We start from the raw sequence: 17,819 nt of genomic DNA, 5'->3' as shown, positions 1-17,819 counted from the left end.
ATTCAGGCACAGCCGCTGCAGGATGCAGCGGGCAACAGCACCGGGATCTGGCAGGTTGAGATCAGCCATCCAGGCAAGCTCAATGCGATGACACGCGCGATGTGGCGCCAGCTGCGCGCAGTCTTTGAGCAACTGCAGCACGACCCGCGGGTGCGCTGTGTCGTGGTGCAGGGCGCGGGTGAGACCTTCTGCGCCGGCGGGGACATTTCCGAATATCCGGCATTCCGGTTCGATCCGGTGCAGCTGGAGGCCTTCCACGAAGAGGAGGTCTGGGGCGGTTTGCAGGCGATGCTGGCGTGTGATGTGCCCATCGTGGCCAGCATTGCCGGGGCCTGCATGGGCGCCGGGGTGGAGATTGCCAGCTGCTGCGATGTACGCCTGGCCGCCGACAACGCGAAATTCGGGGCACCGATCGCCAAGCTGGGCTTCCCCATGGCGCCCAAGGAGGCACAGCTGGTGTCGGCGGCCCTGGGCATGCACACGGCCAGGCGCATGCTGCTGGAGGCGGCGGTGTTGAACGCACACGAGGTGGCCGCTGTGGGTTTTATGGCGCCACCAGTCCCGGCGGCACAACTGCCGCAGCTGGTGCAGCGCACGGCCCAGCGTATTGCCAGCCTGGCCCCCCAGGCAGCGCGATTGAACAAGCAGACCCTGCGCAGCCTGGTGCGTGGTGAAGTCGTGCCGTCACCCTATGCGTACGCCGCAAGCGCCGAGCACCAGGAAGGCATCACCGCTTTCCTGGCCAAGCGGGTGCCGAATTTTGGTTAGGCCAGGGTCTGTTGGCGTAAGACCCGGAAAGCGCTTGAACTGATGCGGAATGGTTCGGAATCTGGCCTGTCAACGGCGTGGGAGGTGCCCATAGGGCGGTTGCTGGCGCAGTTTGCAGATGTCCCTGGCGCGGCGGTGTGGGTGATGCTGCCGTCACCGACCATGCGTGCCGTGGTCCACGCGGCTGCGCGGCATGCGGGCTTGCACGCGATTGATGGTCCCGAGGTGTTGCGGCAGGAGGAGGTGCGCGATGCGCTGGCACAGACCTCGCCTGCGGTGGTGGTCTGTCCGCCCGAGGTGTTTGGCTGGATGTCCAAGCTCGCGTTCTTGCAGGGCTGCCGTGCCGTCTACACCTGTGGGGCGGATGGTGCCGGGACCTTGCTGGACCGTGCGGCGCACTTCGTTAGGGCAACTGGGACCTGAACGCAGGCCGCATGGACCCACAAAAAGGGATCCCTGGGGATCCCTTTTTGTGGGTGGCACAGGGGCCGCGGCTCAGCGCAACACCAGCACTGGCACTTCGGAGTGGGTGAGCACGTGCTGTGTTTCGCTGCCCAGCAGCAAGCGCTTGAGGCCTTTGCGGCCATGCGAAGCCATGACGATCAAATCGGCATTTTGCTTGGTGGCGGCCGAGATGATGGATTCTGCAATCAGGTCGGATTTGGCCACGCTGGTCTTGACGGTGACGCCAATCGCCTTGCCGTCGGTTTTGATCTTGTTCAGCACAGCCTGGGCCTGCTCGGTCCATTGCGCTTCGATGCGCTTGATTTCCGAGGGGTCCACAGTGGCGCCACCTTCCAGGTAGCTGCGGGGATAGCGCGGCACCACCTTGAGGGCGATGAGGGTGGCTTGGTTCATCTTGGCGATGGACAGGGCGTGGCTGACCGCCTTGTCGGACAGGGGGGAGCCATCGGTTGCGACCAGAATGCGTTCGTACATTGCTTATCTCCAAGTTGTCGTGTGGATAGTTTCCAGCATAGTTTTTGCCACAGGTTGGGTCTTGATGTAAGTCAATGTGTGTAAGGGTGTTCATGGATACTCTCGCACCATGTCCCAAGAGCATCCTCGGCCAGCTTCCGAACCGGAAGAAACGGCGCCCAGTCGCGACTTTCCTGCTGTTGCCGGTGAACTCCATTTGCTGGACGATCCAGCGGAATGGGACAGCTTTGGCAAGCCGCTGGCAGTTGTGCCGGGCCAGTCCTACGTGCCGCAGGATGTGGAGGTCTGGGATTCGCACATCGCCCTGGATGGCATGTACTGCGCGACCTGCGCGCTGACCATCGAAGATGCCCTGCGGGCCGTGCCGGGCGTGGAACGTGCCGAAGTGAGCGCCGCCGCCAAGCGTGCCCGCGTGGTGTGGCGCCCAGCCTTGGTGCTGCCTTCGCAATGGATGGCCGCGGTGCAGAAGGCGGGGTACAAGGCTTTTCCTGCCCGTGATGCGGTGGCGCGCGAGATCCGTCTGGCACAGCACCGCAAGGCCTTGTGGCGCTGGTTGCTGGCCACCTTTTGCATGATGCAGGTCATGATGTACGCATGGCCGGCCTACGACGCCCAGCCCGGCGATTTGCTGATGGAGTTCGAGCGTCTGCTGCGCTGGGCTTCCTGGGTGATTTGCATTCCCATGCTGATTTTTGCCTGTGGGCCCTTCTTCAGCGGTGCCTGGCGGGACCTGCGTCGGCGGCGCGTGAGCATGGATTTGCCCGTGGCGCTGGGCATGATCATCACGTTCATCGTCAGCACGATCGGGACCTTTGCGCCGGAAGGGATTTTTGGCCAAGAGGTGTTCTACGACTCCCTGACCATGTTCGTCAGCTTTTTGCTGGCCGGGCGTTGGCTGGAAGTGCGCCTGCGTGACCGCACCGCCGGGGCCTTGGATGCGGTACTGAACCGTTTGCCGGACAGTGTGGAGAAGCGCCAGGCCGATGGCCGTTTTGAGCGCGTGGCGCTGCGCCTGATTGCCGGGGGGGATGTGCTGCGCATTCTGCCGGGCGAGGCCTTTCCCGTGGACGGCGTCATTGTGCGGGGGCGCACCCAGGCGGATGAGGCCTTGCTGACCGGGGAGTCGCGGCCCGTGTCGCGCGCCGAGGGCGAGCGTGTGATTGCCGGGAGCTACAACCTGACTGCACCGGTCGAGTTGCGCGTGGACCGCGTCGGGGCGCAGACCAAGTTTGCCCAAATTGTCGAGTTGATGGAAAGCGCCTCCACGCAAAAGCCGCGCTTGGCGCAACTGGCCGACAAGGTGGCTGGCCCGTTCCTGGTGGTGGTCCTGGGCTTGGCCTTGCTGTCTGCCGTCTACTGGTGGCCCACCGATCCGGGGCATGCGCTGATGATCGCAGCGGCTGTGCTGATCGTGACTTGCCCCTGCGCCCTCTCGCTGGCGACGCCCGTGGCCATGCTCACGGCAGCGGGGACCCTGGCGCGCAATGGGATTCTGGTGCGCAACCTCCAGGGGATTGAAGCGCTGGCGACGGCCGATACCTTGGTGTTCGACAAGACGGGCACGTTGACGCGCGATGGCCTGCAGGTGGCGCGCATGGCGGTGGGGGGCGCGGGCGATGAGCGTGCTTTGCAGGGCCTGGCGGCCGCGGTGGCGCAGCAATCGCGCCACCCCGTCTCCCGGGCCGTGGTCAGTTTTGGCCAGGCATGGGCGCACAAGTGGCAGGTGCTGGAGGTGGAAGAGCTGGCAGGGCAGGGCTTGCGTGCCTGTGTGCAGCCCGCCGGTGCCGCGCAGCCTGCGGTGTGGGTGCGCCTGGGCTCGCACGCCTATGCCGGCGCTCCCGGGGTGGTGCAGGCCGGGCAGGCTGTCTATCTGGCACAAGAGGCACAGTCACCCTTATTGACGCCGCTCGCTGTCTTTGAGCTGAGCGAAGGCCTGCGCGCAGAAGCAGCAGTTGTCGTCGCCGCGATGCAGCGCAGTGGCCTACATGTGCAACTGCTGTCCGGCGATGGGCCGCAGGCTGTGGCCCGGATCGCGCAGGAGGTGGGGATTGGCGATTTTGTGGCGGAGTGCTCGCCACAGTCCAAGCTTGCACATATCCGCGCAATGCAAGAGGATGGGCGGCATATTGCGATGGTGGGAGACGGCCTGAACGACGGCCCGGTGCTGGCGGGGGCCAATGTGTCGTTCGCTTTTGGGCGTGCCGTACCTTTGGCGCAGGCGCGCTCGGACTTTGTGGTGTTGAGCGACAACCTGGAGCTGGTGTGGCAGGCGGTCTTGCTGGCGCGCAAGACGCTGCGCGTCGTGCGCCAGAATCTGCTGGGTTCGGCCTTGTACAACGCACTGTCGATCCCGCTGGCCATGGTGGGATGGATGCCCGCATGGCTTGCGGGCCTGGGCATGGCATTGAGCTCGTTGCTGGTGGTGCTGAATGCCGCGCGCCTGGCCAAGCCTGTGCCGTTGCAGCCGGCTGCGCCGCAGGGGTCGCCGGTTTCTCCCTCAATGCCGGCCACGGCCTAGGCGGGTGTTTTCATGGAAATTCTGTATTTGCTGATTCCGTTGTCCGTGGTGCTGGTGCTGCTGATCGCTGGGGGGTTGTGGTGGGCGATTTACCGCGGGCAGTTTGAGAGCGTCGAGCAGGAGGCAGAACGCATTCTTCGAGACGATTGATGTTTGTCAACAACACCCAGACCATAACAGTGAACACTTTCGACTGCATATTAAGAGGTGCCCGATGGATTCTCTAAAAACCAGTGCTGCACACTACAACGACACCGTAGTGCGACAGTTTTCAATCATGGCCGTCGTGTGGGGGGTAGTAGGCATGTTGGTCGGCGTTTTTATCGCCGCCCAATTGGCTTGGCCCGAACTCAACTTCGGAATTTCTTGGCTTAGCTTTGGGCGTCTGCGTCCATTGCATACAAACGCGGTGATTTTTGCGTTCGGCGGATGCGCCTTGTTCGCAACGAGCTACTACGTGGTGCAGCGTACCTGCCAAACCACATTGTTCCTGCCCAAGCTGGCAGCCTTCACCTTCTGGGGTTGGCAGCTGGTGATCGTGGCTGCAGCCGTTTCTCTGCCGCTCGGTTTTACCTCGGGCAAGGAATACGCTGAGCTGGAATGGCCCATCGACATCCTGATCACCCTGGTGTGGGTGTCCTACGCGATTGTGTTCTTCGGAACGATCGGTACGCGCAAGGTCAAGCACATCTACGTGGCCAACTGGTTCTTCGGCGCCTTCATCATCGCGGTGGCACTGCTGCACGTGGTCAACAGCGCCGCTGTGCCTGCTGGCCTGATGAAGAGCTACTCGGCCTACGCTGGCGTGCAAGATGCCATGATCCAGTGGTGGTACGGCCACAATGCGGTGGGCTTCTTCCTGACCGCAGGCTTCCTGGGCATGATGTACTACTTCATCCCCAAGCAGGCGGGCCGTCCGGTGTACTCCTACCGCCTGTCGATCGTGCACTTCTGGGCACTGATCTTCACCTACATGTGGGCGGGTCCTCACCACCTGCACTTCACGGCACTGCCCAACTGGACGCAGTCGGTCGGCATGGTGTTCTCGCTGATTCTGCTGGCACCGTCGTGGGGCGGCATGATCAACGGCATCATGACCCTGTCCGGCGCCTGGCACAAACTGCGTGATGACCCCGTGCTGCGTTTCCTGATCGTGTCCCTGTCGTTCTACGGCATGTCCACCTTCGAAGGTCCGATGATGTCCATCAAGACCGTGAACGCGCTGAGCCACTACACCGACTGGACCGTGGGCCACGTGCATTCCGGCGCTCTAGGCTGGGTGGGTCTGATCACCATGGGTTCGCTGTACTACCTGATTCCTCGCCTGTTCGGCAAGAAGGAAATGCACTCCAAGTCGGCGATCGAGCTGCACTTCTGGATGGCCACCATCGGCATCGTGCTGTACATCGCTGCGATGTGGATTGCCGGTGTGATGCAGGGCCTGATGTGGCGCGCTGTGAATCCTGACGGTACTTTGACCTATACCTTTGTGGAAAGCGTGAAGGCGACGTATCCCTTCTATGTGATTCGTACGATCGGTGGCCTTCTGTACTTGGTCGGCATGTTGATCATGGCCTGGAACGTGTTGAAGACCGCTGCGTCTGGCCGCGCCGTGAAGGTGGCTGTGCCTGCAGTGCATCCTGCCCACGCCTGAGTACTAGGAGTCTGAAATGTCTGCAAACAACAACAAGGCCTCTGGTGGCTTCACCCACGAGAAAGTGGAAACCAGCAATTTCTTGATGATCGTCTTGATCTTGCTGGTGGTGGCGGTGGGGGGGCTGGTGGAAATCGTTCCCCTGTTTTTCCAAAAGTCGACGACCGAGGCGGTGCAGGGCGTGGAGCCCTACCCTCCACTGCAACTGATGGGGCGCGACGTCTATCTGCGTGAGGGTTGCTACAACTGCCACTCCCAGATGATCCGTCCTTTCCGCGCAGAAACCATGCGCTACGGCCACTACTCGGTGGCGGGTGAGTTCGTGTACGACCACCCCTTCCAGTGGGGCTCCAAGCGTACCGGTCCTGACCTGCACCGCGTGGGCGGCAAGTACAGCGATGAATGGCACCGTATCCACTTGAACAACCCTCGTGATCTGGTGCCTGAGTCCAACATGCCCGAGTACCCATGGCTGCAAAAGAACCTGGTGGATCACACCGTGGTGGCCCAGCGCATGTCTGCGCTGCGGACAGTGGGTGTTCCCTATACCGACGAGCAAATCGCCGGTGCAGCGGAGCAGATCAAGGGCAAGACCGAAATGGAAGCATTGATTGCTTACCTGCAGGGTCTGGGCACTGCGCTGAAGTAAGAAGGAGCGGGTTATGGATATCACCACCATGCGCATTGTTGCGACGTTGGCATCGCTGGCGTGTTTCCTAGGCATCTGGTGGTGGGCGTATGCCCGCCGTAACCAGGCCCGCTTTGATGAGGCGGCGCAGCTGCCTTTCCAACAAGACTGATTCTCTCCACCAGAACGAGAACATCCCATGAGCGATTTCATAAACAATTTCTGGTCGGTCTATGTCGCAGGCATTACCTTAGCCGGCATCGTCGGCTGCTTGGTGCTCCTGGTCATTACCGCCCGCAAGAAGGTGGTTTCCGATGAGGAAAACACCACCGGCCACGTCTGGGACGAAGACCTGCGTGAACTGAACAACCCCATGCCACGCTGGTGGGTCTGGATGTTCGTGATCACCATCATCTTTGGTCTGCTGTACCTGACGGCTTATCCTGGTCTGGGTACTTATGCCGGCAAGCTGCAATGGAGCCAAGTGGGTGCCTACGAAGCCGAGGTGGAAAAAGCCAAGGCCGAGCTGGAGCCGCTGTATGCACGCTTCACGGCCATGAGCACGGAAGATGTGTCCAAGGACAGCCAGGCCATGGCCATCGGCGAGCGTTTGTTCATGAACAACTGCGCGCAATGCCACGGCTCCGATGCCCGCGGCAGCAAGAGCTTCCCGAACCTGGCCGACAACGATTGGCTGCACGGTGGCGCGCCTGAGAACATCAAGCAAACCATCACCCAGGGTCGTATCGGCATGATGCCTCCCCAGGCCGAAGCCGTGGGTTCTCCCGACGATGTGCGCAACCTGGCCCACTATGTTCTGAGCCTGTCCGGCAGCCCCCATGACTCGCTGAAGGCTTCGCTGGGCAAGTCCAAGTTCACCGCTTGCGCAGCCTGCCACGGCATGGACGGCAAGGGCAACACCATGCTCGGCGCGCCTAACCTGACCGATGACATCTGGCTTCACGGTTGGGGCGAACAGGCGATTGTGGACATGATCAACAATGGCAAGATGAACGAAATGCCTGCGCAGGACAAGAAGCTGACCCCTGCCCAGATCGACGTTCTGACCGCCTATGTCTGGGGTTTGTCACACAAGCCCGCAGCGGCTAACTGATCGTTGTGGCGATCCAAAAGGCGGCACTGTGTGCCGCCTTTTTATTTGGTGCGATTAGGGGAGCGTAATTCATGAGTTCCGAGCAAAAGAAACCGCAAAAAGTCATTCCTATCAAAGCGGAAAGCCAGGAAAAATCTGTCTCGTTTTACGAAGCGCATAAGAAAATCTATCCGCGCTCCATCAGCGGGACCTTCATGCGCTGGCGCTGGCTGATGGTGTGGGCCACGCAGCTGCTGTTCTACGGCCTGCCCTGGCTGGATTGGGGGCAGCGCCAGATGGTGCTGTTCGATCTGGGCGCGCGGCGCTTTTACCTGTTCGGCTACGTGCTGTACCCGCAGGACTTCATCTACCTCACGGGGCTGCTGATCATCAGTGCACTGGCCCTGTTCCTGTTCACGGCCGTGGCCGGGCGCCTGTGGTGCGGCTTCACCTGCCCGCAGACGGTGTACACGGAAATCTTCATGTGGATCGAGCACAAGGTCGAAGGTGACCGCAGTGCGCGCATCCGTCTCGACCAGGCCGGCTGGACCTGGGAGAAGGTTTGGAAAAAATCGCTCAAGCAATTGCTGTGGGTGGCGTTTGCCTTGTGGACCGGCTTCACCTTTGTGGGCTACTTTGTGCCCATCCGCGAGCTGGGCAGCGAGCTGCTGGCCCTGCAAGGTGGCTGGCAGATTTTCTGGGTGCTGTTCTACGGTTTTGCCACCTATGGCAATGCCGGCTACATGCGCGAGCAGGTCTGCAAGTACATGTGTCCCTACGCGCGCTTCCAGAGCGCGATGTTTGACAAGGACACGCTGGTGGTCAGCTATGACACCGTGCGCGGTGAAGCGCGCGGTCCGCGCAAGAAGGATGCGGATTACAAGTCCCAGGGACTGGGCGACTGCATCGACTGCAAGCTCTGTGTCCAGGTCTGCCCGGTGGGCATCGACATCCGCAACGGCCTGCAGTACGAGTGCATCGGCTGTGGCTTGTGCATCGATGCGTGCAACAACGTGATGGACAACATGCATTACCCGCGGGGCCTGATCCGCTTGACGACGCAAAACGCCGTTACCCAGCGCTGGCCACGCTCCCAGATCCTGCGGCGCATCGCCCGTCCTCGGGTGCTGATTTACGGTGCGGTTCTGGTCGGCCTGTCGGTGGCGATGGTGGTGAGCATGGCGCTGCGCGAGCCGTTGAAGGTGGACGTGATCCGTGACCGAGCCTCGCTGGCCCGGATCGTGGCCGGTGGCAAGCTCGAGAATGTCTATCGGCTGCAGGTCATGAACGCCACCGAGGCCACCCAGACCTACCATGTGCAGGTGCATGGGCTCAACGGGATCGAACTGGTCGAGGGGGGCGAGGTTGAAGTGCTGCCCGCCCAGACGCGCGGCGTGGCCGTGCGGGTGCAGATCCCCTACGGGGTGGCGGAGCCCGGTTCGCACCACATCGTGTTCGATATCGATGCGCGCAGCGGCGAGGGTCGTGTGTCCGAAAAATCGGTGTTCGTGGTGCCGCGTTGATGGTGATTGCTGGTCTGGCGCACGCTGCCGTTGGGCATTGTGCGCAATGTGTGTTTATCTCTCAGAAAGTCTAGGATGTCTCAAGCTGAAATGAAGCCCGAAGTCTCGACCGCTCCCTGGTGGAAATTCGGCCATGTGTGGCTGGTGCTGGCAGGTCCTGCCATTGTGGTGGTGGCGGGCATTGTCACCTTGGTCATTGCCACGCGTGGCGCGGACCCGGTTGTGGACCCCGACTATTACCAGAAGGGCGTGAACATCAACGAGCAATTGCGCAACCCGGACAAAAGCCATGCGCCTGCGCACGCGGTGCGCAACCATGCCGCCACCCCTGCGGACGATTTGCCCAACCTGGCACCCAAGTGATGCGGCGTGCTGACAGGCCGTTTGTGCTGTTCTCGGCAGCACGGGGGGCATGACCGCGCAGAGGGGATTGGCTTAAAACATAGCTGCTGGCGCATGTAATCAGTAGGTTTCAAATAGAAAATTATTTGAAATTCAATGGAATCAAGCGCTGGCAGCTATGTTTTTTTATTCAGTGTTTGTCCCACAACCAGGGTGCAGTGCCTGTGGACACAATTTATGCACAACCCCTTGCGAAGGAGTGCTTTTATGTGGACACGACGCTGGATGTGGATTGGCTGGCCGGCCTTTGTGGCGGCCGGCGTGATGGAGATGCTGGTTTTCGCGGCGTTTGACCCGCACGACATGCTGTGGATGGGGCAGGCGGTGGAGTTGTCGCGCACGGCCATCTACACCCTGGCATTCTTTGCGTTCTGGGCGGTCTTCGCCGTGGCCGGCTGGATGACCATGGTGCTGGCCCTGCCCAGCGCCGCGGTCAATGCCCAAGCCCAGGCGCCGTCGGCCGGGCTTGGTGATCCCGAGCGGCTGCAAGCCTGCTATCCCAACAACGCGTGAAGTAAAAAGGCCTCCCTGCAAATCCAGAGAGGCCTTTTTTCGTGTACCTGCGCTGAGGCAGCGGCAGGTGGTTACTTGTTGCAGTCCTGGTGGCTGTTGACCAAGCGTTGCAGCGCGGCAGTATCCAGAATGCGCACGTGGCGCTGTTTGACTTCCACCATGCCTTCTTCGACGAACTTCGAGAAAGTGCGGCTGACCGTCTCCAGCTTCAGGCCCAGGTAGCTGCCGATCTCTTCGCGCGTCATGCGCAGCACCAGTTCCGACGACGAGAAGCCGCGTGCGTGCAGGCGCTGCACCAGATTTAGGATGAAGGCCGCCAGGCGTTCTTCGGCGCGCATGCTGCCCAGCAGCAGCATCACACCGTGCTCGCGCACGATTTCGCGGCTCATGACCTTGTGCACGTGGGTCTGCAGGGCCGTCACTTCGCGCGACACCTCCTCCAGCCCGTCAAACGGCATCACGCACACTTCGGCATCTTCCAGGGCCACCGCATCGCAGGTGTGGTGGTCATGCACGATGCCATCCAGGCCAATGATCTCGCCGGCCATCTGGAAGCCTGTCACCTGGTCGCGACCATCTTCGGTAGCCACGCAGGTCTTGAAAAAGCCTGTGCGGATGGCATACAGCGATGTGAAGGGCTCCCCGTTGCGGAACAGGGTGCCGCCGCGCTTGACCTTGCGGCGGGTGGCCACAATTTCGTCGATGCGCTGCAACTGCTGCTCACTCAGCCCCACAGGCATGCACAGCTCGCGCAGGTTGCAGTTGGAACAGGTGACTTTGATGGTTGGAGGGGTCATGTACTCGGACGCGGCGTGGTGCAGGCATTCTTGCGGGTCACGCGGTGCGTTAAAGGTCGGTAAAAAAGAAGCTGTTACAACTGGGATTGCGGTGAATGATGCTTGTCAAAATTGTGGCATTGCTTGATCGCAGACCTCTTGATTCACGTCAAGGATGGTTGCGGGCCATTGGTGCACAGTCTAACAATCAAGGAAAAAAGATTCATGACTGTCGTCACACCCGAACTCCTGCGTCGTTACGACGTACCTGGTCCACGCTATACCTCTTACCCCACAGCAGACAGGTTTGTGGAAGCGTTTGGTGATAGCGACTATATCTTGGCTCTGAAGCAACGCAAAGTCGCTGCGGCTGCCAAGCAGCCGATGTCGCTGTATGTGCACATCCCGTTTTGCGAATCGCTGTGCTATTACTGCGCGTGCAACAAGATCGTGACCAAGCACCATGAGCGTGCTGCCACGTACATGCGCTATCTGGAGCGCGAGGTCGATCTGCACCTGCAGCACTGCGGGCGGGGGCAGGTGGTCAGCCAGTTCCATGTCGGCGGAGGAACGCCCACGTTCCTGTCCGATGACGAGCTGCGTGAGCTGTGGCAGATGCTGCGCGAGCGTTTCGCCTTTGATCCTGCTGGCGAGTATTCCATCGAGGTGGACCCGCGCACGGTGACGCGCGAGCGCCTGGCTGTGCTCAAGGAAGTTGGCTTCAACCGCCTGAGTTTCGGCGTGCAGGACTTCGATCCCGATGTGCAAAAGGCCGTGCACCGCGAGCAGCCCGCCGAGCAGGTGTTCGATCTGGTGGCCGCTGCGCGCGAATTGGGATTCCAGTCCATCAATGTGGACCTGATTTATGGCCTGCCCAAGCAGAACGCGCAATCGTTTGCGCGCACGCTGCAACAGGTGGCACAGCTGCGCCCGGATCGCATTGCCTTGTATGCGTACGCCCACTTGCCCGAGCGTTTCAAGGCCCAGCGCCGCATCCTGCAGCAGGACTTGCCACCTGCGCCAGACAAGGTGAACATGCTCTCGGCGGCCATCGCCAGTTTCATTGATGCGGGCTACGTGTATGTGGGCATGGACCACTTTGCCTTGCCTGAGGATGCGCTGGCAGTGGCCAAGCGCCAGGGGCGACTGCATCGCAACTTCCAGGGCTACAGCACCCAGCCGGATTGCGATCTGATTGCGCTGGGGGTTTCGGCGATCGGCCGCGTAGGCGCCACCTACAGCCAGAACGCCAAGACGCTGGAAGAGTATTACGACCTGCTGGACCAGGGACGCCTGCCCGTGGTGCGCGGTCTGGCGCTGACGCGCGATGACTTGATCCGCCGCGCCGTGATCATGACCATCATGTGCCAGGGCGAGGTGCTGTTCGAGTCGATCAACAACGCATGGCTGATCGACTTCCCGCAGTATTTCGCGGCGGAAATCGCTGCACTCGAAAGCCAGCAAGAAGAAGGCCTGGTGGAAATCCAGGACGACTGCATCAAGGTGACCGAGAAGGGGTGGTTCTTCGTGCGCGGCGTCGCCCTGGTGTTTGACCGTTATTTGCAGGCAGACCGCAACCGGGCCAGGTTTTCGCGGATCATCTGATCCTTATGGCGCTTTCTCTGCTTTGGACGGCATTTTTCATGGGGCTCGTGGGTGGGCCCCATTGTCTTGCCATGTGTGCCGCACCCTGCCATGCCGTCATCCAGGGGCAGGCCCATGCCGTGCGCCTGCATGCCGGCGCCGCTGTGGCGTCGTCCCGCGGCGTGCCTGGCTGGGCGGCCCTGCAATTCCACACCGGGCGTTTGCTGGGTTACGGCATGCTGGGGGCGGTGGCCGCCCTGGCGATGGAGCAGGTGGCTTGGTTCTCTGACCGTACCTCCTTGCTGCACCCGGTGTGGGTGCTGATGCATCTGCTGATTCTGGCCTGGGGTTTGCTCATGGTGTTTCAGGGACAGCAGCCGGCATGGCTGGAGCGCGCTGGCCGTGCGGCCTGGGCCAAGGTCCAACCCGTGCTGGCGTTGCCCGGCGGGGGGCTGCTGGCGGGTATTGCGTGGGCGCTGATGCCATGCGGCCTGCTTTATTCCGCCGTGCTGGTGGCCGCCCTGAGTGGTGGTGCTGTGGCAGGGGCTGGCAGCATGGTGGCGTTTGCCGTGGGGGGCGGGTTGTGGCTGTGGTTGGCACCGTACGCGTGGCGCTGGCTCAGTGGGCGGGTGCGCCGCTGGCGGGCAGAGTGGGGCACCCGCGTGGCCGGTCTGATGCTGGTGGCGGTGTCGCTGTGGGCGCTCTGGATGGATCTGATCTTTACCCCCGCCATGTGGTGCCGCTAGGTGGCAGGCGGCGCCTCCGGCACCATGTTGCAGCAGTTGCAGCAGTTGCAGGACCACTGTGCATATGAACAACCAAGCATGCCAAAGCTATTCGGGCGCCAATTCAGGCGGCCTGGCCAAGCATGTGGTTGGTTTTTTGGGGGATGCCTGCGTCAAGGCGGTGAAGGTGTCTGCAAAGCCGCCGGGCCGTCAACCTGAACCGGGGGTTCAGGTGGGCGAGAGCAACCTAGCATTGGGTTCATCTGACGCGAGACGATCACGCTTGCCAGGCAATGTATCAAGCCCGTGCTCACAGAGCATTGGTTCAAGGCAATATAAAGCCCGGAGGATTGCAGACGGTTGTGATTTTACAGGGCTTGTGAACCGGCGGGTGGCAATTCCACGCGAATGTCATTGTCTAAATCGGCAGCGCTTGCGGTGGTATCCAAGGTCGCTGCACCAGGCAGGCTGTCCGGGATGGTTTGAAAGGCGATTTCAGCCTGTGCAACCTGAGGTGCTGTGGCCATGGCCTGGACTTGCAGTTGTGCGGGGTAGGACGGTGCGTCGGCCTCGGGTGCCGGCGCCAGGGCCGTGTCCAGCCGGTGCAGCAGTTGGGCGGCCAGCTGGGCGTCGTGCTCGGCCTGGGCCTGCAGCGTGAGCAGCAAAGGATCGGGTTCGGCAATATCGGGCAATCCGGCCTCCCCCAGCTCCTGCATATCAGCCAGCTGTTGCTGCAGGGCCTGCAGCTGCTTGCGCAATTCCAGGTTTTCGTAGGCCAGGTTCACGGCCAGCAACACCCCCACGCGTTCGCGCGAGCGCAGCTTGCTGGTGTTGCGCATGTGCTGGAACTGCTGGTCGACGCGTTCCACGGCTTCCAGCAACTGGTTTTCCTGGCCGTCCGGGCAGGTGAGCAGGTAGTCCTGGTGCAGGATCTGGATTTCGATCTGGCTCATGGCGCTTCTTGATTCGCAGGCAGGCGTTCGATCAACGCATCCACCCGGGCGCGCGCCGCCTTCAGGCGTGAGCGCAGCGAGTCGCGCTCTTGCTGCAGCGCATGGACCTCTGCGCTCAGCAGGCGGTTGGCATGTTGCAGCGCTTCGTACTTCTCCAGCAGAAGCTCGATGCGCTCGGCCACGGGGTCAAGAATGGATGGTGTCGTCATGGATGGCCTCAATTGTAGGACGCCCCCTTGGCCGTGGATGGCAAATTCACCGCAAGTGCAGCGGTCTGGGGCTTCCTGCTTGTATCAAGCTGTCAATTGTCCGGGGCAGGCGGTTCTGCGCGTGTCCGACAGATGCCTGTGTGGCCCCGGCGGCCAGGGGCGGTCAGACGGCGACAGGCAATTGTTCTTCGACTTCCTGGGCCGATTGCGGGCGGGTGACGCGGCCGATTTCTTGACCCTGGCGCAGCACGACCAGGGTGGGCCAGAGCTTGACCTTGAAGTGGCGGCCCAGCTTGCGGCCCTGGCCATCTTCGATCTTGATGTGTGTGATGTCGCGGCGTTCGTGCAGCGCCTCGCGCAAAAACGGCTGGGCGGCCTGGCAGTGCGGGCACCAGTCGACACCAAACTCCACAGCGACGGTGCCTGGCAGGTCGGCCAGGTCCTCGGGCGCTGGGGCGGGATCGGTGAAGGCGGTGGCAAAAGGCATGCGGGACTCCTAGGGTGGTGGGGCAGCAAAGCGCACATCGTCGCTGCAAGCGGCGGGTGCCGTCAAACCGTGGGCGCTTGTCCTTGTCACCTGGGTGCGCATTCGCCTGGAGGTGGTGCAGTGGCGGGATCGCAGCGGCCCGCCGCTTGGCATACGGCGGTCAGGCGGCATCGGTTTGCGGAGGGTGCAGGGCTGTGCGCCAGTGCGGAGGAAGAAAGCTGGTCTGTTTCGTGGCTACTGCAATTTTGAGAGCTGTTGGTGCTTGCTGCATCTGCGTTGTAGGTCGATTTGATGCATGAGAGAGCGGGGCCGAAGTTGAAGCCTGGCAGACGTGCGAAGCAGTGCGAGCTAGGCCGGCTGCCAAGCCTGCACGACGTTGGGAGCCATGTGCGGCCCGCACGGCGCCGGTCCTGTCTGGCCACGGCCTGTGCTCAGTGCTCAGTGCTCAGTGCTCAGTGCTCAGTGCTCAGTGCTCAGTGCTCAGTGCTCAGTGCTCAGTGCATTGAGGCCTTAAGCAAGGCGGCATGGTCCTAGTGGCGGGGGCGGAGGAGCATGGATGCGCAGGGCGGCAGTAATCGCCCGCGCGGTGTGCCAGGGCTTAGGCCGAGTCTTCCAGCAGGCGCAGCTCCTGCTGGGTATTGGCGTTGGCGAAGGCATGCACGTCGTCGCCCGCCGCATCGAAGCGGCACAGGGCCTGGGCATGTTGCGCGGTCCAGGCGTCGATCTTGCGGCCCCCCTGCTGCACAAAGTCCTGCAGGCTGGGCAGCAGGCTGCGGTGCAGCAGGGCGAACACGGGCTGGGGGCGCAGCTGCAGCGCCCCGTCACGCCCGGCTTCGGGGCCTGCGGCCAGCACGATCTGGGCGTGCTCGCGCACGGCGGTGGCGGCCATGCGCGCCGCCAGATCGCGCGGAAAGCGCGGGCTGTCGCAGGGCACGGTCAGCAGCCAGGGGGTGGTGCAGTGCGTCAGGCCGGTCAGAAAACCGGCCAGGGGTCCGGCGTAGTCGGGCAGCACATCGGGGTGCACCGGCACGTGGAAGCCCTGGTAGACCTCCAGGTGGCGGTTGGCATTGAGCATGCACGTGCCCACCTGGGGTTGCAGGCGCTGCAGGGCGTGCAGCGCCAGGGGCTGGCCGAGAAAGGCTTGCAGGCCCTTGTCCACGCCACCCATGCGGCTGCCGCGGCCACCGGCCAGCACCATGCCGGTGATGTCAGCGGCAGGCAGCGGGGCGCTTGGGGCGTGAGGGAGGCAGGAGTCCATGGGGGTTTGCTGATCAGCCACCGATGTAGCTCATCTCCACCCGCTTGCGGCCGGCGGCGGTGTCGGGTGGCAGGTTGGCGCGCAGTTCCGAATAGCGGTCATCGCGCTGGCCCCAGATGTGGGCGATCGCATTGCTGATGGTGGCATCGTCGGAGGCGTTGCGCAGCAGCTCGCGCAGGTCCCAGCCCTGGTTGGCGAACAGGCACAGGTACAGGCGGCCCTCGGTGGACAGGCGGGCGCGGTTGCAATCGCCGCAAAAGGCCTGGGTCACGCTGCTGATGACACCGATCTCGCCCAGGCTGGGGTCGTGGCGGCCATCGGCCCCGGCGTAGCCCCAGCGTTGGGCGGTCTCGCCGACGGTTGTGGGTTCCAGCGGTACCAGGGGCATGTCGGCATTGATCAGCCGCACCACGTCGGCCGAGGGCAGCACGTCGTCCATGCACCAGCCGTTGGTGGCGCCCACGTCCATGTATTCGATGAAGCGCAGCGTCACGCCCGTGCCGCGGAAGTGGCGCGCCATGGGCAGGATCTGGTCCACATTGGTGCTGCGCTTGACCACCATGTTGACCTTGATGTGCGACAGCCCCGCCGTGCGGGCGGCCTCGATGCCATCGAGCACATCGGAGACGGGGAAGTCCACATCGTTCATGCGGCGGAACACGGCGTCGTCCAGACCGTCCAGGCTGACCGTGACGCGCTGCAGGCCGGCGTCCTTCAGCGACTGGGCCTTGCGGCGCAGCAGCGAGCCGTTGGTGGTGAGGGTGATGTCCAGGGCCTGGCCTTCGGGTGTGCGCAGGCCCGACAACTGGCTGATCAGGCGCTCGAGGTCCTTGCGCAGCAGGGGTTCGCCGCCGGTCAGGCGCAGCTTGCGCACACCGTGCTGGGTGAAGAGGCGGGCCAGCCGCGTGATCTCCTCAAAGCTCAGCAGGGCCTTGTGCGGCAGGTAGGCGTAGTCCTTGCCGAAGACTTCCTTGGGCATGCAGTATGCACAGCGGAAGTTGCAGCGGTCGGTGACGCTGATGCGCAGGTCGCGCAGCGGCCGCGCGCGCCGATCCTGCAATTGCCCGGTGGGGACAATCGGCGCGGCGTTCAGGGGGGCCTGCAGCAGGCCATACCGTTGCTCGACCAGGGGAATCACGCGATCTACCATAGGCCAGCGATTGTGCCCGATGGTGTTCAGCCGTGCGGGGTTGTGGGGTTTGTAACAGCCGTGACGGGGGGCAGGGCCGGGCCCTTGCCTTCGGGCAGGCGCCAGCCGGCGAATTGGGGGTAGTACTGGAGCACGGCGGGGCCGTGGAAGTCCCAGCCCGTGCAGCGTCCCAGATAGGCCGGGGGCTGGTCGGGTGTGGTGCTGAAGGCCGACACGATGCTCTGGAACGCAGCGGTCGCCATGTTGTTCAGCAGCTCGCGCAGGTGGGTGCAGCCTGCGATGCCGGCCAGTTGCGTGTCAATCGCTTTGCGCCAGCCCCGCGCCATGCTGCAGCCCACCATGCGCTGCATGCCGGCCAGGGCGCCGGGGCAGCCTTGCACCGGGTGCGCCTCCAGCGAGGCCTCGATGGCCTGCACCACCAATTGGGTGTCCACGGTGACGCGGATCCGCATGTGGTGGATGGGGTCACCGGCCTTGCGCACGCCGCTGCCATTGGGGCGCGGCAGGTCGATGGCCTTGGTGTCCAGCAGCTCGCCTTCGATGTCCCACAGGCCGTCCGCGCGCTCGAAGCTGCGGTAGTGGACCTGACGGATGTGCTGGGGGGTGCGTGAAATCGTGGGGGTGGAAAGGGGCATAGGC

21 protein-coding genes are annotated in these 17,819 nt (G+C 62.8%); 13 read left to right on the top strand and 8 right to left on the bottom strand.

Annotated elements, in window-relative coordinates:
• Together FYM52_RS16545 and FYM52_RS16540 are read left to right on the top strand one after the other, a co-directional pair.
• On the top strand, positions 1-768 hold the full coding sequence (locus FYM52_RS16545; protein WP_370513865.1) for an enoyl-CoA hydratase/isomerase family protein: 768 nt from the start codon (positions 1-3) through the stop codon (positions 766-768).
• Positions 769-930: 162 nt separating this feature from the next.
• Complete coding sequence (locus FYM52_RS16540) at positions 931-1,191, top strand: hypothetical protein (RefSeq protein ID WP_154164897.1); 261 nt, start codon at positions 931-933, stop codon at positions 1,189-1,191.
• A gap of 72 nt (positions 1,192-1,263) precedes the next feature.
• Here the strand turns inward: FYM52_RS16540 and FYM52_RS16535 are convergent, their stop codons facing one another.
• A complete protein-coding gene (locus FYM52_RS16535; protein ID WP_154164896.1) occupies positions 1,264-1,707 on the bottom strand; it encodes a universal stress protein in 444 nt (147 codons plus the stop codon).
• Between the two features lie 109 nt (positions 1,708-1,816).
• Between FYM52_RS16535 and FYM52_RS16530 the strand changes: the two genes are divergently transcribed.
• From FYM52_RS16530 to FYM52_RS16490, 9 genes are all read left to right on the top strand, one after another.
• Positions 1,817-4,225 carry a cation-translocating P-type ATPase gene (locus FYM52_RS16530; protein WP_154164895.1) on the top strand — a complete coding sequence of 803 codons (2,409 nt, stop codon included), beginning with the start codon at positions 1,817-1,819 and terminating at the stop codon, positions 4,223-4,225.
• 12 nt (positions 4,226-4,237) lie between these two features.
• Positions 4,238-4,375 carry a cbb3-type cytochrome oxidase assembly protein CcoS gene (gene ccoS, locus FYM52_RS16525; protein ID WP_042413423.1) on the top strand — a complete coding sequence of 46 codons (138 nt, stop codon included), beginning with the start codon at positions 4,238-4,240 and terminating at the stop codon, positions 4,373-4,375.
• 64 nt (positions 4,376-4,439) lie between these two features.
• Positions 4,440-5,879 (top strand): cytochrome-c oxidase, cbb3-type subunit I, encoded by a 1,440-nt coding sequence (gene ccoN / locus FYM52_RS16520; protein ID WP_043382220.1) that lies wholly within the window; start codon positions 4,440-4,442, stop codon positions 5,877-5,879.
• Positions 5,880-5,895: 16 nt separating this feature from the next.
• Entirely contained in the window at positions 5,896-6,528 is a 633-nt protein-coding gene (gene ccoO, locus FYM52_RS16515; protein ID WP_043382217.1) for a cytochrome-c oxidase, cbb3-type subunit II, read from the top strand.
• Positions 6,529-6,541: 13 nt separating this feature from the next.
• On the top strand, positions 6,542-6,679 hold the full coding sequence (locus FYM52_RS16510; RefSeq protein ID WP_081770684.1) for a cbb3-type cytochrome c oxidase subunit 3: 138 nt from the start codon (positions 6,542-6,544) through the stop codon (positions 6,677-6,679).
• 27 nt (positions 6,680-6,706) lie between these two features.
• Complete coding sequence (gene ccoP, locus FYM52_RS16505; RefSeq protein WP_154164894.1) at positions 6,707-7,621, top strand: cytochrome-c oxidase, cbb3-type subunit III; 915 nt, start codon at positions 6,707-6,709, stop codon at positions 7,619-7,621.
• A gap of 71 nt (positions 7,622-7,692) precedes the next feature.
• Positions 7,693-9,123 (top strand): cytochrome c oxidase accessory protein CcoG, encoded by a 1,431-nt coding sequence (gene ccoG, locus FYM52_RS16500; protein ID WP_154164893.1) that lies wholly within the window; start codon positions 7,693-7,695, stop codon positions 9,121-9,123.
• 75 nt (positions 9,124-9,198) lie between these two features.
• Positions 9,199-9,486, top strand: a complete 288-nt coding sequence (locus FYM52_RS16495; RefSeq protein ID WP_042413412.1) for a FixH family protein — start codon at positions 9,199-9,201, stop codon at positions 9,484-9,486.
• A 246-nt stretch (positions 9,487-9,732) separates the two neighbouring features.
• Positions 9,733-10,038 (top strand): hypothetical protein, encoded by a 306-nt coding sequence (locus tag FYM52_RS16490; protein WP_238826248.1) that lies wholly within the window; start codon positions 9,733-9,735, stop codon positions 10,036-10,038.
• 71 nt (positions 10,039-10,109) lie between these two features.
• On the opposite strand, the gene fnr is transcribed toward FYM52_RS16490, so the two are convergent.
• A complete protein-coding gene (gene fnr / locus FYM52_RS16485) occupies positions 10,110-10,835 on the bottom strand; it encodes a fumarate/nitrate reduction transcriptional regulator Fnr (RefSeq protein ID WP_042413406.1) in 726 nt (241 codons plus the stop codon).
• 204 nt (positions 10,836-11,039) lie between these two features.
• Here fnr and hemN point away from each other — a divergent pair, with 204 nt between their 5' ends.
• Together hemN and FYM52_RS16475 are read left to right on the top strand one after the other, a co-directional pair.
• Positions 11,040-12,419, top strand: a complete 1,380-nt coding sequence (hemN, locus tag FYM52_RS16480; RefSeq protein ID WP_043382206.1) for an oxygen-independent coproporphyrinogen III oxidase — start codon at positions 11,040-11,042, stop codon at positions 12,417-12,419.
• Positions 12,420-12,424: 5 nt separating this feature from the next.
• A complete protein-coding gene (locus FYM52_RS16475; protein WP_154164892.1) occupies positions 12,425-13,144 on the top strand; it encodes a sulfite exporter TauE/SafE family protein in 720 nt (239 codons plus the stop codon).
• 347 nt (positions 13,145-13,491) lie between these two features.
• On the opposite strand, the gene FYM52_RS16470 is transcribed toward FYM52_RS16475, so the two are convergent.
• The 6 genes from FYM52_RS16470 to FYM52_RS16445 form a co-directional block, all read right to left on the bottom strand.
• Positions 13,492-14,076 (bottom strand): cell division protein ZapA, encoded by a 585-nt coding sequence (locus FYM52_RS16470; protein ID WP_154164891.1) that lies wholly within the window; start codon positions 14,074-14,076, stop codon positions 13,492-13,494.
• Positions 14,073-14,285: a hypothetical protein gene (locus FYM52_RS16465; protein WP_042413400.1), complete on the bottom strand. Its 213-nt coding sequence runs from the start codon at positions 14,283-14,285 to the stop codon at positions 14,073-14,075. Before FYM52_RS16465 ends, FYM52_RS16470 begins: the two co-directional genes overlap by 4 nt.
• A 163-nt stretch (positions 14,286-14,448) precedes the next feature.
• Positions 14,449-14,772, bottom strand: coding sequence for a thioredoxin family protein (locus FYM52_RS16460; protein ID WP_042413398.1), 324 nt, complete (start codon positions 14,770-14,772; stop codon positions 14,449-14,451).
• Between the two features lie 598 nt (positions 14,773-15,370).
• Positions 15,371-16,030, bottom strand: coding sequence for a molybdenum cofactor guanylyltransferase MobA (gene mobA, locus FYM52_RS16455; protein ID WP_154164890.1), 660 nt, complete (start codon positions 16,028-16,030; stop codon positions 15,371-15,373).
• Positions 16,031-16,043: 13 nt separating this feature from the next.
• Complete coding sequence (gene moaA / locus FYM52_RS16450; RefSeq protein ID WP_154164889.1) at positions 16,044-17,180, bottom strand: GTP 3',8-cyclase MoaA; 1,137 nt, start codon at positions 17,178-17,180, stop codon at positions 16,044-16,046.
• Between the two features lie 26 nt (positions 17,181-17,206).
• Positions 17,207-17,815 (bottom strand): DUF2889 domain-containing protein, encoded by a 609-nt coding sequence (locus FYM52_RS16445; RefSeq protein WP_154164888.1) that lies wholly within the window; start codon positions 17,813-17,815, stop codon positions 17,207-17,209.
• Between the last annotated feature and the right edge of the window lie 4 nt (positions 17,816-17,819).

The sequence above is a fragment of the Comamonas sp. CAH-2 genome (assembly GCF_009668305.1).
Taxonomy (GTDB): domain Bacteria; phylum Pseudomonadota; class Gammaproteobacteria; order Burkholderiales; family Burkholderiaceae_C; genus Comamonas; species Comamonas aquatica.
This window is presented reverse-complemented; position numbering and strand designations above follow the sequence as displayed.